At 73.2% G+C, this 14483-nt stretch carries 16 protein-coding genes; 10 read left to right on the plus strand and 6 right to left on the minus strand.

Features of this window, described 5'->3' with window-relative positions:
• Window positions 1-19: 19 nt before the first annotated feature.
• Window positions 20-385, minus strand: a complete 366-nt coding sequence (locus tag ACFWBD_RS27460; protein ID WP_385672067.1) for a DUF488 domain-containing protein — start codon at window positions 383-385, stop codon at window positions 20-22.
• Window positions 386-546: 161 nt separating this feature from the next.
• On the opposite strand from ACFWBD_RS27460, the gene ACFWBD_RS27465 reads away from it, so the two are divergent.
• The 4 genes from ACFWBD_RS27465 to ACFWBD_RS27480 all read left to right on the plus strand — a co-directional run bounded on the left by ACFWBD_RS27465 (window position 547) and on the right by ACFWBD_RS27480 (window position 5360).
• Window positions 547-1965 (plus strand): M1 family metallopeptidase, encoded by a 1419-nt coding sequence (locus ACFWBD_RS27465; RefSeq protein ID WP_385672070.1) that lies wholly within the window; start codon window positions 547-549, stop codon window positions 1963-1965.
• Between the two features lie 61 nt (window positions 1966-2026).
• Entirely contained in the window at window positions 2027-2779 is a 753-nt protein-coding gene (locus tag ACFWBD_RS27470; RefSeq protein ID WP_385672073.1) for a L,D-transpeptidase family protein, read from the plus strand.
• 17 nt (window positions 2780-2796) lie between these two features.
• On the plus strand, window positions 2797-3495 hold the full coding sequence (locus ACFWBD_RS27475) for a response regulator (protein ID WP_385672076.1): 699 nt from the start codon (window positions 2797-2799) through the stop codon (window positions 3493-3495).
• A complete protein-coding gene (locus tag ACFWBD_RS27480; RefSeq protein WP_385672079.1) occupies window positions 3492-5360 on the plus strand; it encodes a sensor histidine kinase in 1869 nt (622 codons plus the stop codon). The genes ACFWBD_RS27475 and ACFWBD_RS27480 overlap by 4 nt, the downstream gene beginning before the upstream one ends.
• A 263-nt stretch (window positions 5361-5623) precedes the next feature.
• On the opposite strand, the gene ACFWBD_RS27485 is transcribed toward ACFWBD_RS27480, so the two are convergent.
• Both ACFWBD_RS27485 and ACFWBD_RS27490 read right to left on the minus strand, forming a co-directional pair.
• Window positions 5624-5872 carry a WhiB family transcriptional regulator gene (locus tag ACFWBD_RS27485; RefSeq protein ID WP_385672082.1) on the minus strand — a complete coding sequence of 83 codons (249 nt, stop codon included), beginning with the start codon at window positions 5870-5872 and terminating at the stop codon, window positions 5624-5626.
• A gap of 103 nt (window positions 5873-5975) precedes the next feature.
• The gene (locus ACFWBD_RS27490) at window positions 5976-7193 is read right to left on the minus strand and encodes a saccharopine dehydrogenase family protein (RefSeq protein ID WP_385672084.1); all 1218 of its coding nucleotides are present in this window, start codon (window positions 7191-7193) and stop codon (window positions 5976-5978) included.
• A gap of 283 nt (window positions 7194-7476) precedes the next feature.
• Between ACFWBD_RS27490 and ACFWBD_RS27495 the strand changes: the two genes are divergently transcribed.
• The gene (locus tag ACFWBD_RS27495) at window positions 7477-8184 is read left to right on the plus strand and encodes a TetR/AcrR family transcriptional regulator (RefSeq protein WP_385672087.1); all 708 of its coding nucleotides are present in this window, start codon (window positions 7477-7479) and stop codon (window positions 8182-8184) included.
• Here the strand turns inward: ACFWBD_RS27495 and ACFWBD_RS27500 are convergent.
• Complete coding sequence (locus tag ACFWBD_RS27500; RefSeq protein ID WP_385672090.1) at window positions 8174-9076, minus strand: LysR family transcriptional regulator ArgP; 903 nt, start codon at window positions 9074-9076, stop codon at window positions 8174-8176. The genes ACFWBD_RS27495 and ACFWBD_RS27500 overlap by 11 nt on opposite strands.
• A 77-nt stretch (window positions 9077-9153) precedes the next feature.
• Here ACFWBD_RS27500 and ACFWBD_RS27505 point away from each other — a divergent pair, with 77 nt between their 5' ends.
• Window positions 9154-9768, plus strand: coding sequence for a LysE/ArgO family amino acid transporter (locus ACFWBD_RS27505; RefSeq protein WP_385672093.1), 615 nt, complete (start codon window positions 9154-9156; stop codon window positions 9766-9768).
• A gap of 336 nt (window positions 9769-10104) precedes the next feature.
• The gene (locus ACFWBD_RS27510; protein WP_385672096.1) at window positions 10105-11409 is read left to right on the plus strand and encodes an MFS transporter; all 1305 of its coding nucleotides are present in this window, start codon (window positions 10105-10107) and stop codon (window positions 11407-11409) included.
• 14 nt (window positions 11410-11423) lie between these two features.
• Here the strand turns inward: ACFWBD_RS27510 and ACFWBD_RS27515 are convergent, their stop codons facing one another.
• On the minus strand, window positions 11424-11879 hold the full coding sequence (locus ACFWBD_RS27515; protein ID WP_385672099.1) for a cyclic nucleotide-binding domain-containing protein: 456 nt from the start codon (window positions 11877-11879) through the stop codon (window positions 11424-11426).
• Between the two features lie 296 nt (window positions 11880-12175).
• Entirely contained in the window at window positions 12176-12406 is a 231-nt protein-coding gene (locus ACFWBD_RS27520; RefSeq protein WP_385672102.1) for a hypothetical protein, read from the minus strand.
• Window positions 12407-12600: 194 nt separating this feature from the next.
• Between ACFWBD_RS27520 and ACFWBD_RS27525 the strand changes: the two genes are divergently transcribed.
• From ACFWBD_RS27525 to ACFWBD_RS27535, 3 genes are all read left to right on the plus strand, one after another.
• Window positions 12601-13044 (plus strand): ATP-binding protein, encoded by a 444-nt coding sequence (locus ACFWBD_RS27525; RefSeq protein WP_385672105.1) that lies wholly within the window; start codon window positions 12601-12603, stop codon window positions 13042-13044.
• 223 nt (window positions 13045-13267) lie between these two features.
• Entirely contained in the window at window positions 13268-14092 is an 825-nt protein-coding gene (locus ACFWBD_RS27530; RefSeq protein ID WP_385672108.1) for a SigB/SigF/SigG family RNA polymerase sigma factor, read from the plus strand.
• Window positions 14093-14135: 43 nt separating this feature from the next.
• Entirely contained in the window at window positions 14136-14390 is a 255-nt protein-coding gene (locus tag ACFWBD_RS27535) for a DUF5133 domain-containing protein (protein WP_385672111.1), read from the plus strand.
• Window positions 14391-14483 lie beyond the last annotated feature (93 nt).

The raw sequence follows: 14483 nt of genomic DNA on the forward strand, positions 1-14483 counted from the left end.
GGCCGGCCGCCACGGATCGTCAGCGCTGGTCCGCGTTTGCCTCCAGCAGGCGGACCAGCACCGCCGTGTGGCTCCGCTCCGGGGACTTCGCGGACGTCAGCAGCGTCACAGGGCCCTCGCGGACCGACTCACGCAGCCGGTCGAGGAGTCCGGCCGCCTCCGGGGCGGTCAGCTCCGCCTCGTAGCGCCGCGCGAACTCCTCGTACGGCCCCTCGCCCGCGTGGTACCAGCGGCGCAGTTCGGTGGACGGGGTGAGGCCCTTGGGCCACTCGTCCACGCGGGCCGCGTCCTTGGACACACCGCGCGGCCACAGCCGGTCGACCAGGACCCGCACCCCGTCGTCGGGCTCGGGCGGTTCGTAGACGCGGCGCACGCGGACACTCATGGGCAGGCCGTCCGTCCGTTGTCGGGTGGGCAGGTCCTGCCGAGCGTAGGCCCCGGACGCCCTCCGGCACCGCTCGGCTTGACCTGAACGAGGGGGAAGAGCGGGGCGCCCAGTCCCTAGTCTGAGGACGTTTGATCACACGCCACCCCCCAGGAGCGCACGTGACACAGCCCCGCAGACGCGCCACCACCCTCCTGCGCCGCCAAACCGTCGCCGCCACCGTCCCCGTCGCCCTGGCGGCGCTGCTCACGGCGGCCGGACCCGCCACCGCGGCCGGACCGACGGGCGACGCCGGCATTGGCGACCCCTACTTCCCGCTCGCCGGCAACGGCGGCTACCACGTGACCCACTACGACCTGACCCTCCGCTACGACCCGGGCAGCCGGCACCTCGACGGCAAGGCTGTCCTGACCGCCCGCGCCACCCAGCGGCTGACCCGCCTCGACCTCGACTTCCAAGGGCTCAAGGTCACCGGCCTGACCGTCGACCACGTCAAGGCCGCGCACCGGCGCGACGGCCAGGAACTCGTCGTCACCCCGCGGCGCGCCCTGCGCAAGGGCGAGCGATTCCAGGTCACCGTCACCTACCAAGGCACCCCCGGCCCGGTCACCGACCCCGACGGCTCCCTCGACGGCTGGATCCCCACCGACGACGGGGCCTTCGTCGCCGGCGAACCGCAGGGCGCCATGACCTGGTTCCCGGCCAACAACCATCCCCTCGACAAGTCCTCCTACGACTTCACTATCACCGTGCCGAAGGACCGCGCCGCCGTCGCCAACGGCGTCCTCCTCGGCCGGCGCACCACCAACGGCCGGACCACCTTCCGCTGGCGCCAGAGCGAACCCATGGCCGCCTACCTCGCCACCGCCACCGTGGGGAGATTCCAGGTCGAGCAGTACACGACCCGCACCGGCCTCAAGGTCTACGACGCCGTCGACCCACGCGAGGCCGCGGCCGCCGCACCCGTCCTCGGACAGCTGCCCACCGTGCTGGAGTGGGAGAGCGGACTGTTCGGGCCCTACCCCTTCCGCGCCGCCGGCTCCATCGTCGACCACGCCCCGAACGTCGGCTACGCCCTGGAGACCCAGTCCCGGCCCGTGTACGACAGCGCCCCCGACCTGAGCACCCTCGTCCACGAGAGCGCCCACCAGTGGTTCGGCGACTCCGTCTCCCTCACCTCCTGGAAGGACATCTGGCTCAACGAGGGCTTCGCCGCCTACACCGAGTGGCTCTACGCCGAGCAGCACGGCGGCAAGACCGCCCAGCAGACCTTCGACGCCCTGTACGCCCGCCCCGCCACCGACGGCCTGTGGGAGTTCCCGCCCGGCGACCCCGGCAGCGGCGCGAACATCTTCGGCACCCCCGTCTACGCCCGCGGCGCCATGACCCTGCACGCCCTGCGCACCGCCGTCGGAGACCGTGCCTTCTTCCGCGTCCTGCGCGCCTGGGCCGCCGCGCACCGCTACGGCCACGGCACCACCGCCCGGTTCGAACGCCTCGCGGAACGGGAGTCCGGGCAGAACCTCGGCGCGCTGTTCCAGAGTTGGCTGTACGGCCGGGGCAAGCCCGGCAAGCCGTAGCGGGGCCGAACAGGCCCCGGAACCTGACGAGTTCCACACACCTGTCGGCGAAAGTCGAACGATGATCACCCATCGCCGCCGGGCCGTGCTGCTCGCCGCATCCCTCCTGCTCACCGGATGCGGCGGCGGCGCCGCGGCCACGCCGCAACCCCGGCCCGGCGCCACCGCCGCCGGCACACCGGCGACGCCCGGCACACCCACGCCCGCGATCTCCGTCGAGGTGGCACCGCAGGGGATACCCGGCCTGGGGACGAAGACCCTGGCGGCCGTGCCGGACGACGCGGCTCAGGTGGTCGTGGTGACCGGCCGGGGCCGCGACTCCCCGCTCTCCACGGTGGTCCTGTACCGGCGTACCGCGGCCGGCTGGCAGTCGGGGGAGCCGTGGCCCGCGCACAACGCGCTGCGCGGCTGGAGCGACCACCACAGGGGCGGCGACCTGCGCTCGCCCGTCGGCGTCTACGGCCTCACCGACGCCGGCGGCCTGCTGCGCGACCCCGGCACCCGGCTCTCCTACGACCGCGGCACCGGCTTCACCGCGCACGGCACCGGGTTCAAGGGCGAATCGCTGCGAGGCTCCTTCGACTACGTGATCGCGATCGACTACAACCGCGAGCCCGGCACCTCTCCCCTCGACTGGACCCGCCCCCTCGGCGCGGAACGCGGCGGCGGCATCTGGCTGCACGTCGACCACGGCGGCCCCACCCACGGCTGTGTGAGCATCGCCGAGCAGCACATGAAGGAGCTGCTCCTCACCCTGGACCCCGCCCTGCACCCTGTGGTCGTCATGGGCGACCATGCCTCTCTGGCCCGCTGAACAAACGGAGTTGTCGCGTGTGCGCTCATGTACTGGTCGCCGAGGACGACGCGATGCAGGCCGAACTCATCCGCCGCTCGCTGCTCGCCGAGGGGCACACCGCCACCGTCGTGCACGACGGCGCCGCCGCGCTGGACGCGGTGCGGCGCAGCCGGCCCGACCTCGTCGTCCTCGACCTCATGCTGCCGGTCATCGACGGTTTCGGGGTGTGCCGGGTGCTGCGCCGGGACGACGACATCCCGGTGCTGATGCTGACCGCCCGGGCCGGCGAGGACGATGTGCTGCTGGGCCTGGAACTGGGCGCCGACGACTACATGACCAAGCCCTACAGTCCGCGCGAGCTGATGGCCCGCATCCGTACCGTCCTGCGGCGCAGCGGGCGGGCCGGCGCCGACCGGCGGGACGACCCCGTCGTCCGGGCCGCGGGGCTCGCCGTCGATCCCGGGCGGCACGAGGTGCGCTGCGACGGCGAGCCGGTGGAGTGCACACCGGCCGAGTTCCAGATCCTGCTGGCCATGGCCGCCGAACCCGAACGGGTGTTCTCCCGCAGGCAGTTGCTCCAGTGCACCCGCGGGGTCGACCGGGCCTCGACGGAACGGGCGATCGACGTGCACATCATGAACCTGCGCCGGAAGATCGAGGACGACCCGCGCAGACCCGTGCGGCTGCTGACGGTGTTCGGCGTCGGCTACAAGCTCAGCGGCGGCCACGCGTGAACACCGCCCGCACCCGCGTACCGCTGCGCAAGCGCCTGCTGGTCCGTCTGCTGATCGCGTCCGTCCTGATCGCCGTGTGCTCGGTGGCCGCCACCGCCTGGCTCGCCGTCACCACCACCACCCGCGCGCTGCGGGAGGAACAGGGCCAGGCCCTCGCCGACGACATGGACATCCTCGCGCGGCTCAGTGGCTACGCCGCCACCCACCCCGACTGGAAGGGTGTCCAGGCGACGGTCCGTGACCTGTCCGCGCGGACCGGCCGGCGCATCGCCCTGACCACCGCCGACCGCACAACCCTGGCCGACTCCGCGCCGCGCGGCACCTCCCTGCCGCCGAGCGCCGCCGCCACCGTCGACCCGCTGCGCACCGACACCTACAGCGAACCGGGCGCGCAGCTGAGCGGCACCGACCCGCGCGTGGTGGGCCCCTACCGGCTCAGCACGCTCGAACGCACGAAGCTCGACGCCGTGGCCCGCGCGCGGCAACGCTGCCTCTCCGGCTTCGGCATCGACATGACCGTCACCCACACCCCGAGCGGGCGCCCGGTGGTCACCGCCGCGGACTCCACCGCCGTCTCGGGATACGCGTTCGAGGAGTGCGGGGACGGGCAGCTCGACACGCCCGCGCCCACGGAGGAGAAGGCGCTGACCGCGCTTCAGGGCCGCGCCGGCGGTTGCCTGACCCGGGCGGGCCTGGATCCCGACACCCCCCTGCTGTTCGGCACCGGCCTGCCCGGCGTGTCCGGCCGGGCGCCGACCCTGGCGCCCGTGTTCGCCAAGGTGGCGGCCGGCGGCACCGACGGCGCGGACGACGGCAAGGCGGCCCTGCGCGCGGCCCAGACCTGCTTCGAGACCGCGCGGCACGCCCAGCTCGACCCGTACGTCGCCCCGGTCGCCGAGCTGTTCCTCGGCGTCGGGGACGACGGCGCGGCTCCCCGCTGGGTCATGTCCCCGGCCAACAAGGCGAAGGTCGTCGGCGCGGCCGGGCTGGTGCTGGCCGTCACCGTCGCCGTCACCGCCGTCGTCGCCACCCGCCTGGTACGGCCCCTGCGCGCCCTGACCGAGGCCGCGGGGCAGCCCCCGGACCGGCACGCGCGCGTGCCCGTCACGACCCGCGACGAGACCGGGATCCTCGCGGAGGCCTTCAACGACCTGGCCGAACGCAGGGAACGGCTGGAGGCCCAGCGCAAGGCGCTCGTCAGCGACGTGGCCCACGAACTGCGCAGCCCGCTCACCAACATCCGGGGGTGGCTGGAGGTCGCCCGCGACGGCCTCGTGGAACCCGACACCGAACTGCTGGGCGCCCTGCACGAGGAGGCCCTGCTCCTCCAGCGCGTCATCGACGACCTGCGCGACCTCGCGGCGGCCGACGCCGGCACCCTGCGCCTGCACCGCGAACCGGTGCCCGCCGACGACCTGCTCGCCCAGGTCACCGCCGCCCACCGGGTCGCCGCCGACACGGCCGGCGTGCGCCTGCGCACCGAGACCGAGGGTGCTCCCTGGCTGGACGCCGACCCGGTACGGCTGCGGCAGGCGCTCGGAAACCTCGTCACCAACGCCGTACGCCACACCCCGCCCGACGGCACGGTCACCCTCACCGCCCGCGGCGACGGCGAGCGGGTCGTCCTGGAGGTCGCCGACACCGGCACGGGAATCGCCGCCGAGGATCTGCCGCACGTCTTCGAGCGGTTCTGGCGGGCGGAGAAGTCACGCAGTCGCCGCACCGGCGGCAGCGGGCTGGGTCTGCCGATAGTCCGTCAGCTGACGGACGCCCACGGCGGCACGGCGCGGGCGGCGAGCACCCCGGGCGCGGGCAGCGTCTTCACCCTGCGGCTGCCCGCGGCGACGCCGCCCGCGGACGGCTAGCCGGCAGCCCTGCTGCCCGGGACGGCCGGGGTACAGCTGCGGAACAGCCGTGTGCACTGCGTTCTGCGGAACGGCGCCGCCGGTCCGGCGAGGGCCGCCGCGCCGGACCGGCCGGTGGGCGGCCGGCCCGGATGCCGATCTCCGGCCCGGTCTCCCGGCCCGGCCGCCGCCCGGCCGCTCCGCCACCGGCCCCCGGCGGGCGTGGGGCCGGGGTGCGACTCCCCGGCCACGGGCCGCCCCGGCCCCGGGCATCGACCCGCGGCTCACGAGCTGCGTCGCGCCCTGATGCGCCGCTTGAGGGCACGTCGTTCGTTCTCACTCGTACCGCCCCAGACCCCGAGGCTCTGATCGGTCTCCATGGCCCACCCCAGGCACGCCTCCTGCACCGGGCAGCGTCGGCAGACCGTCTTCGCCTGCTCCGTCTGGAGCAGTGCCGGACCGGAGGTACCGATCGGGAAGAAGAGGTCGGGGTCCTCGTTGCGGCACTCGGCGTGCTCTCGCCAGTTGTCCATCGAAGTCACCTGCGATCTCGTCGTATGCGCTTTTCCGGATGAGTTGCTCCCGATCGGGTCACCGCAGAGGCGCCGGTGAAACCGGGCGGGCCCGGAAAAACGTTCACTGCTCCCGTTGCCCCCACGGGGAGCCGTACGCCGTGAGCAGGTCGAGGAACGGGCGGGGCGGGAACGCCTCGGGGCCCAGGACACCCGCGCCGGACCACGCGCCCGTGGCGAGCAGTTCGAGGGCTACCACCGGGTTGACGGCGGTCTGCCACACCACGGCCTGGCTGCCGTACTCGGCCATGGACCACTGGTTGTCGACCACGTGGTACAGGTACACCTCGCGCGGCGCGCCGTCCTTCACGCCCCGCACCCAGGTGCCCGCGCAGGTCTTGCCGTGCATCAGCTCGCCCAGGGTCGCCGGGTCGGGCAGACAGGCGGCCACCACGTCCCGGGGCGAGACCCGCACCGGTCCGTGCTCGCCGGGCACGGTGACGGGCGTGGTGCGGTCCAGTCCGAGGAGGTGCAGCGTCTTCAGGGTCTCGATGAACTCGTTGCCCAGGCCGTACTTGAAGGTGACCCGGCGCGCCTTCACCCAGCGCGGCACGAGCAGCACCTCCTCGTGCTCGACGTTCACGCACTCCACCGGCCCGATGCCCTCGGGGAAGTCGAACACCTCGGGTTCGCTGAAGGGCGCGGTGGTGAACCAGCCCCGGTCGGCCTCGTAGACCACCGGTGGGTTCAGACACTCCTCGATGGTGGTCCAGATGTTGAAGGAGGGTGCGAAGTCGTGGCCGTCGACGGTGAGGTTCGCACCGTCGCGAATGCCGATCTCCTCGATCTCGTCGAAGAGTTCGTCGGCGGCGTACCGGGCGAAGACGTCCGACAGACCCGGCTCGACCCCCATGCCGACCAGGGCCAGGGCGCCCGCCTCGGCCCAGTCGTCGGCCTCGGCGAACTGGGCGTCGCCGAGCCGGACCCCGCACTCCTCGTACGGCCGGTCGGGGTGCGGCCGCGACAGCGACATCGCCATGTCGACATAGGTGGCCCCGGCGGCCCGTGCCGCGCGGAACAGCGGCATCACGAACCGCGGGTCGGTGGCGTTGAGCAGGACGTCGCAGCGGTGGCGGGCGAGCAGGCCGGCCACGGCCGCCTCGTCGCCGGCGTCGACGCGCTCGGCGTGGAAGCGGTCGTCGCCGTCGAGCGCGGCGACGGCGGCAGTGGCACGGGCGGGGTCGTAGTCGGCGACCACCAGTGCCTCGAAGAACGGACGGCGGGCGGCGATGCGGGTGATGGCGGTGCCCACACCGCCGGCGCCCACGAGCAGGACACGCATGACGAGAACTCCCTCGGCTGAGACTGCGAACGAAGGTGTGCGAAGGGGGGCCCTGAGAGAGATACAACGCCGTGCGCCCGCGTAAGGTCAATGGCGTTGGCATAAGGGCGACGACCGAAGCACGACGGCCGGACACCGAAGCGCAACGACCGAAGCGCAACGACCAAAGCGCAACGACCAAAGCGCAACGACCGAAGACCGACACCGAAGACCGGCGACCGAAGACCGGCGACCGAAGACCGGCGACCGAAGAGCGCGGACGAGGGGCGAGGGGGCGAGGGCCGTGGCCAAACAGGTGGTACCCGAGGAGAAGCGGCGCCGGCGCCGGCCCACCAGGAGCGGCACCGTGCTGTCCGAGCGGCTGATCGTCGAGGCGGCGCTGCGCCTGCTGCGCGAGCACGGCAGCGCCGGCCTCAGCGCCCGCCGGCTCGGCATCGCCCTCGACTGCGACCCCAGCACCCTGTACCGGTACTTCCGGGGCATGGACGAGCTGACCCTGGCCATCGGCGACGCGCTCGTCGGCGAGGCGCTGCGCGGCTGGCGGCCGACGGGGGAGTGGCGCACGGATCTGCACACCGTCGGGCTGCGCATCCACGCCGCATACGTCGCCCACCCGCAGGCCGCCCAGCTGACCGCGAGCCGGGTGACCGGCCGGGCCAACGAACTCGCCGCCGACGAGGCCGTCCTGGACGTGCTGCGCACCGCCGGGTTCCCGCTGCCGGACACCGTGCGGATCTACCACGCCTTCATCGACCAGACGCTGGCCTTCGCCGCCCTGGACGCCGCGTCCCTGGCGTTGCCCCGGGCCGCGCAGCGCGCCGACGAAGCGGTGTGGCGCTCGACGTACGCCCGGCTGCCCGCCGAGACCCACCCCCGGATCGCCGAGGCGGCCCCGCTGCTGTCGACCCGCATGGTGACCAGCGCCTATCCGACGGCGCTGGAGATGCTGCTGGACAGTGCGCAGGCGACGCTGGCCGGGCTCAGCTCCTGAGGGACTCGGCCGCCGTCGCCGTCACCGCGTCCGCCACCGCCGCGAGCGCCGGGGAGTCCAGCTTCCACTGCTGCCAGTACAGCGGGACGTCCAGCGGGCGTTCGGGGGCGAGGGAGACCAGGCGGCCGGAGCGCAGCAGCGGGCCGGACTGCACCTCGGGCACCATGCCCCAGCCCAGGCCGGCGACCACGGCGGCCACGAAACCCTCCGAGGTCGGCACGGCCTGTCGCACCGGACTCGCACCGCCGGCGCCCCGGCGCAGCCCGCGCACGAACGCGTCCTGGAGGTCGTCGCTCCGGTCGAAGGTCATCACCGGCGCCCGGGCGAGGGTTTCGTGGAGCGGGCCGTCGACCAGGTGGCGGGCGACGAAGTCCGGGGTCGCGGCGGCCAGGTAGCGCATCGTGCCCAGGGCCCGTACGGAGCAGCCGGTCACGGCCTCGGGCGACGAGGTCACCGCGGCCATCACCAGCCCCTCCCGCAGCAGCTCCGCCGTGCGGGTCTCGTCCTCGCGGTGCAGTTCGAAGCAGAGCTGCGGCTCCCGCGGCACCCGGGTCAGGGCCGGCAGGAACCAGGTGGCGAGCGAGTCGGCGTTCACCGCGACCGTCACCCGGGCCGGCTCGCCCTCGCCGCTCATGCCCAGCTCGGACCGCGTGTCGCGCTCGAGCCGGGCCAGCTGGCGGGCGAACCGGACGACGATCTCGCCCGACTCCGTGGCCCGCACCGGCTTGGTGCGCAGCAGCAGCACCCGGCCCGTGCGCTGCTCCAGTGCCTTGACGCGCTGACTGACCGCCGACGGCGTCAGATGCAGGGCGGCGGCGGCCGCGTCGAAGGTGCCCTCGTCCACCACCGCGAGCAGGGTGCGCACGTGGTCGAGCGGAAGGTCCGTCATCATCCGATCATCACGAGAGCTAATGATACGTAAGAATCTTTAGCTGTACGTCCAGTGATCGCTTCCCTAGCGTGGACGTCATGTCCCACACCCTCACCGCCGCGGCCGCCGGATTCGGCACCGGCCTGTCGCTCATCGTCGCCATCGGCGCCCAGAACGCTTTCGTCCTGCGTCAGGGCGTCCGCCGTGACGCCGTCCTCGCCGTCGTCGCCATCTGCGCCCTGTCCGACGCACTGCTCATCGCCCTGGGTGTGGGCGGGGTGGGCGCGCTCGTGGTGGCCTGGCCCGGGGCGCTGACCGCGGTCGGCTGGATCGGCGGTCTGTTCCTGCTCTGCTACGGGGCCCTGGCGGCCCGGCGGGCGTTCCGGCCCACGGGTGCCCTGACGACGGAGGGGGAGGGCGCGGGCTCCTTGCGCCGGGCCGTGCTGACCTGTCTGGCGCTGACCTGGCTCAACCCGCACGTCTACCTCGACACGGTCTTCCTGCTCGGTTCCGTCGCCGCCGACCGTGGCCCGCTGCGCTGGACGTTCGGTCTCGGCGCCGCTCTCGCCAGCCTGTGCTGGTTCGCCGCGCTGGGCTTCGGCGCCCGGCTGCTCGGCCGGTTCCTGACCCGGCCGGCCGCCTGGCGCGTCCTGGACGGTCTCGTCGCCGCCACGATGATCGTCCTCGGCGTGACGCTCGTCGTCGGGGCCTGAGCCGCCCGGTCCGGTGTCAGGTCCGGTGTCAGGTCCGGTGTCGGGTCCGGCGTCGGGTCCGGTGTCAGGTCCGGCGTCGGGTCCGGCGTCGGGTCCGGCGTCGGGTCCGGTGTCAGGTCCGGCGTCGTCCGGCGTCGGGTCCGGTGTCAGGTCCGGCGTCGTCCGGCGTCGGGTCCGGTGTCGGGTCCGGCGCCCGGTCCGGCGGCAGGTCCGGTGTCAGGTCCGGCGTACGGATTCCGGAATCTGAGATCTCGCGTCCACCGGTCGGTGAAAGCACGGCAGGTGCTGGGATAGTGACCTCCGGACCGAAAGATGTAACGAGCAACCAGGAATCGCGTGGACACGAGCGAGAGCAGCACCGCACCCGAGGCCGGGGAGACCGGCCCGAGTCCGCAGGACCGGCCCGGGCGGGGCTGGCGCCGCTGGGCGATGGACACCCGGCCGCTGCGCCGGCCGGCCTACCGGCGGCTGTGGTCCTCGACCATCGTCACGGCCGTGGGCAGCCAGCTCACCGCCGTCGCGGTGCCCAAGCAGATCTACGACATCACCGGCTCCTCCGCCTGGGTCGGTTACGCGAGCCTCGCCGGTCTGGTGCCGATGGTGCTGTTCGCGCTGTGGGGCGGCGCGGTCGCCGACACCGTCGACCGGCGCAAGCTGCTGCTGGTCACCAACAGCGGTATCGCCGTCACCTCGGTGCTGTTCTGGCTCCAGGCGGTCTCGGGGCTCGACTCGGTGGCCGTGCTGATGGTGCTGCTCGCCACCCAGCAGGCGTTCTTCGGCCTGAACGCGCCCGCCCGCAACGCCTCCATCGCCCGACTGGTCCCGGCGCACGAACTCGCCGCCGCCAACGCCCTCGGCTCGACCGTCATGCAGACCGGTCTGGTCGCCGGGCCGCTGCTCGCGGGCTCCCTGATCCCCGTCGTCGGCCTGCCCGAGCTGTACCTCCTCGACGCCGTCGCGCTGTGCGTGACGCTGTGGGCCGTGGCCCGCCTGCCCGCGCTGCCGCCCCTGGCGAGCGCCACCGCCCGGCGCGCCGGGGTGCGTGAGATCGTCGAGGGTTTCCGCTACATCTCCGGGCACAAGGTCCTGCTGCTGTCCTTCCTCGCCGATGTCATCGCCATGGTCTTCGGCATGCCCCGGGCCCTGTTCCCGCAGCTCGCCGCCGAGACGTACGCCTCCTACGGTGAGGGGCTCGCCCTCGGCCTGCTGTTCGCGGCGATCCCCGTCGGCGCGGTGCTGGGGGGACTCTTCTCCGGCACGTTCTCCCGGGCGAGGCGGCACGGCTTGATGGTCATCGGCGCGGTCGTCGCCTGGGGCGCGGCGATCGCCGGGTTCGGCCTGAGCGGCAGTCTCTGGCTCGCCGTGGTGTTCCTGGTCTGTGCCGGCGTCGCCGACATGGTCTCCATGGTCTTCCGCGGGGCGATCCTGCTGTCCGCCGCCACCGACGAGATGCGCGGTCGTATGCAGGGCGTCTTCACGGTCGTCGTCGCCGGCGGCCCACGGCTGGCCGACGCCCTGCACGGCACGGCGGGTGCCGCCTTCGGGCCCCGGATCGCGGTCGCGGGCGGCGGTCTGCTGGTCGTCGCGTCGATGCTGGGCCTGGCCGCCGCCGTGCCCGCGCTGCGCCGGTACCGCGTCTGAGCCGGGCGCGGGGTCTACAGCACGCCGCGCCTCTGCGCCCCGTACTGCTCCATCAGCTTGCCCCGGGTCGTCTCCAGCCGGTGCGCGAGGATCTCGGCCACGGTCCGTATCAGCGACAGCCCGAGCGCCGGATCCTCGTCGCACAGCGCGAGCACCGGTGGTGCCTCGAACTCGTAGGCGCGTACGGGGCTGAAGGCCTCCGCGCCGAAGTCCCACCGGTACGGCGGGAACAGCCAGGACCAGCCCAGCAGGTCGCCGGCGCCGAGGCTCGCGACGTTGACCCGTCGCAGGGACGTCACCTGCTGGACAAGCGAGACCGCGCCGGAACGGATGACCCAGAAGCGGTCGGCGGTGCCGCCCGCTTCGAAGATCCGGGTGTCCTCAGGGAAGGACACCTCACGGGCGAGCGTCATCAGGTGCTGGCGCTGGGGCGGGGGGAGCGCGGTCAGCAGTTTGGTCGCTTTGGTCATGGCCCGGAGCTCCTCGCCGACGATCGGTGGGGTTGCTTCCCCCTACCATTTCAGCCGCTGCCGACGCCCCGGGCACCTCGGAGGGCCGCACTTTCCGTACGAGGGCCCCGAGGGCATGGAAAAGCCCTGGCTGGACGGGGGAGGCCAGCCAGGGCAGCAAAAGGTGGTGTACGGAGGAGGAGTGACTTCGACCCCGCTCACCAGGTATGAATGAACCGTAAACCATTCGCGGAGATTTTGTGTAATCGAAACCTGGTCACGTGACCTGTTTCACTCCACCGGAGCCGACGTCCCGGTCAATGCGGCTCGGCGCTCCGGCCGGGCGTCACGATCTCGTCCAGCACCCTGAGCACGGCTTCGTAGGCGAGACCCCGCGTCCGGGCGTCCCGCGCCTCGTCCGCGCGTTCCGCGTCGGCCCGGGCGAGATCCGCGCTCCGGGCCCGCCAGGCCAGCAGCTCCTCGTGGGCGCAGGCCCTCGCCCGCTGGATGCGCCGCAGCAGTTCGTCCGAGTCCACCACATCGGTCATGTGGTTCGCGTACCCGTATCCGGCGGGACGAATGCTCCCCGTCCGGGAGGTTTGGCCGCCGCCGGGGCGGCCAGCCGAAAGGGAGACGACCGCACCGTCCGGTGGAAGAGAGCGCCGGGTGCGGAAGGGGCGCCGAGCCCGCCGCGGAGGTGCGGCCGTCCGACCAGCCGGGACCAGCGCAGGGGAGCGAAGGGATGCGTACGAACGACTCGACAGACAGGGGTGGCGCGCAGGGCGGCGCCCTCGGGCGTGGAGGGCACGAACAGTGCGGACCGGCCGACGTCCGCAGCGCCGTACGGCGGGCGGTGACCGGAAGCTGCGGGGCCATCGGCTGCCCGTACGACGAGGACGGGCTCTCGGACGCCCTGCTCGTCGCCTCGGAACTGACGACCAACGCCATCCTGCACGGCGGCGGCATCACCGGATTCGACGTGGACATGGACGGGTCGGCCGTGCGCGTGTCCGTCAGCGACCGCAGCGACCGGCTGCCGGTCACCGCCGCCCCGCTCGACGAACAGGGGCGACGGCGCGCCGGCGGTCGCGGCTGGCCGATCGTCTGCCGGCTGGCACGCAATGTCAGGGTTGCCTGCCTGCCCTCCGGCGGTAAGCGCATCACCGCCGTCGTCCCCGTGTTCTGACCCGGGCGCCGACCGGTCCGGGATGCGGACCGCGAGCCTGTGAACGCCTTTCCCCCGCGCGGAGTTTGTTCCTCCGGGGGCAGGGCAGACGGAGGTTCGTGCTTCGGACCGGAGGCGCGCCGACGGGAGCGACTTGTCCGCTCCGGGGCGCCTCGCGCGCTCCGGACGGCGGGAGTTCACCGTCGCCAGTCCCTGAGACCACCGTTCAGGAGAGCGATACCGCATGCCTATCGACATGTCGACAAGCCGTCCTTCCGCATCCGCATCCACCCCCGCCACCGCTCAGTTGCGGCGCACCCACGCCGACGCGCCCGACACCATGAGCCGGTTCGCCCGGCTGGTCACCCTGGAGGAGGGCCCCGAGCGGGACGCCGTACGCGACGAGCTCGTCACCGCCTGGCTGCCCATGGCCCACCGCATCGCCGGCCGCTTCCGCGACCGCGGTGAGGCGATCGAGGACCTGCGGCAGGTAGCGGCGCTGGGTCTGGTCAAGGCCGTCGACCGTTTCGACCCCGAGCGCGGAGCCTTCGAGAGCTACGCCGTGCCCACCATCACCGGGGAGATCAAGCGGCACTTCCGGGACCGGATGTGGGCGCTGCGCGTGCCCCGCCGGGTACAGGAACTGCGCAACAAGGTGCGCGTCGCCCGCCGGGAGCTCACCCAGAATCCCGGGGCGGCCGAGCCCTCCGCCGCCGACATCGCCACCCACACCGGGCTCACCGAGGACGAGGTGAACGCCGGCCTGGAGGCCCTGGAGAGCTTCAGCACGCTCTCGCTGGACGCCGAGACCTCGGCCGGTGACGACGGCTACAGCCTCGCCGACACCCTGGGCGACTCCGACTCCTCCTTCGATGTCGTGGTCGACCGCGAGTCCGCCAAGGAAGGCCTGCGCCGGCTGCCGGAACGTGAGCGCGCCATCCTCTACATGCGGTTCTTCGAGGACATGACGCAGAGCAGGATCGCCGACCAGCTGGGCATCTCCCAGATGCACGTGTCCCGGCTCATCAGCCGCAGCTGCGAGCGGGTGCGCCAGGAAGCCCTGCGCTGACGGCGCGACAATCACCCATTCCGAACGGAGGAGAAGCAGACCGATGCTCATGCCGCATCCCGCTGTCCTGCGCAGACTCGTCGACGAGTACGAGGCGCTGACGCGACCCGGATCCACCGAGGCACCGCCGCAGGCACAGGCACAGGCGCGTGATCTCGCCTACACGCTGTGCGTGTCCACCGGCACGCGCGACGTGAGGCACGCCCTGGAGACGGCACGTCAATGGCTCGAGGCGGCGTCGGCCGCCGACCCCGCGGTACACCCGCCGGCCGACAGAGATCCGCACGTGTACGCCTGACCGGGCGGGGGGGGGGGGGGGGCGCCCCCCCGCCCCCCCCCCCCCACCCCCGAGGGGGCCGGGGGAGGAGGGTTGGGGGGGTGTTGGAGCAAT

Source organism: Streptomyces sp. NPDC060002 (assembly GCF_042737245.1).
GTDB lineage: Bacteria > Actinomycetota > Actinomycetes > Streptomycetales > Streptomycetaceae > Streptomyces.

Bases quoted from the DNA above. Each gene is read 5' to 3' on its own strand.
- ACFWBD_RS27535 (WP_385672111.1), top strand. From the start codon at position 14,136: ATGCTCATGCCGCATCCCGCTGTCCTGCGCAGACTCGTCGACGAGTAC.
- ACFWBD_RS27520 (WP_385672102.1), bottom strand. From the start codon at position 12,406: ATGACCGATGTGGTGGACTCGGACGAACTGCTGCGGCGCATCCAGCGG.
- ACFWBD_RS27505 (WP_385672093.1), top strand. From the start codon at position 9,154: ATGTCCCACACCCTCACCGCCGCGGCCGCCGGATTCGGCACCGGCCTG.
- ACFWBD_RS27460 (WP_385672067.1), bottom strand. From the start codon at position 385: ATGAGTGTCCGCGTGCGCCGCGTCTACGAACCGCCCGAGCCCGACGAC.
- ACFWBD_RS27515 (WP_385672099.1), bottom strand. From the start codon at position 11,879: ATGACCAAAGCGACCAAACTGCTGACCGCGCTCCCCCCGCCCCAGCGC.
- ACFWBD_RS27530 (WP_385672108.1), top strand. From the start codon at position 13,268: ATGCCTATCGACATGTCGACAAGCCGTCCTTCCGCATCCGCATCCACC.
- ACFWBD_RS27525 (WP_385672105.1), top strand. From the start codon at position 12,601: ATGCGTACGAACGACTCGACAGACAGGGGTGGCGCGCAGGGCGGCGCC.
- ACFWBD_RS27490 (WP_385672084.1), bottom strand. From the start codon at position 7,193: ATGCGTGTCCTGCTCGTGGGCGCCGGCGGTGTGGGCACCGCCATCACC.
- ACFWBD_RS27500 (WP_385672090.1), bottom strand. From the start codon at position 9,076: ATGATGACGGACCTTCCGCTCGACCACGTGCGCACCCTGCTCGCGGTG.
- ACFWBD_RS27485 (WP_385672082.1), bottom strand. From the start codon at position 5,872: ATGGACAACTGGCGAGAGCACGCCGAGTGCCGCAACGAGGACCCCGAC.
- ACFWBD_RS27470 (WP_385672073.1), top strand. From the start codon at position 2,027: ATGATCACCCATCGCCGCCGGGCCGTGCTGCTCGCCGCATCCCTCCTG.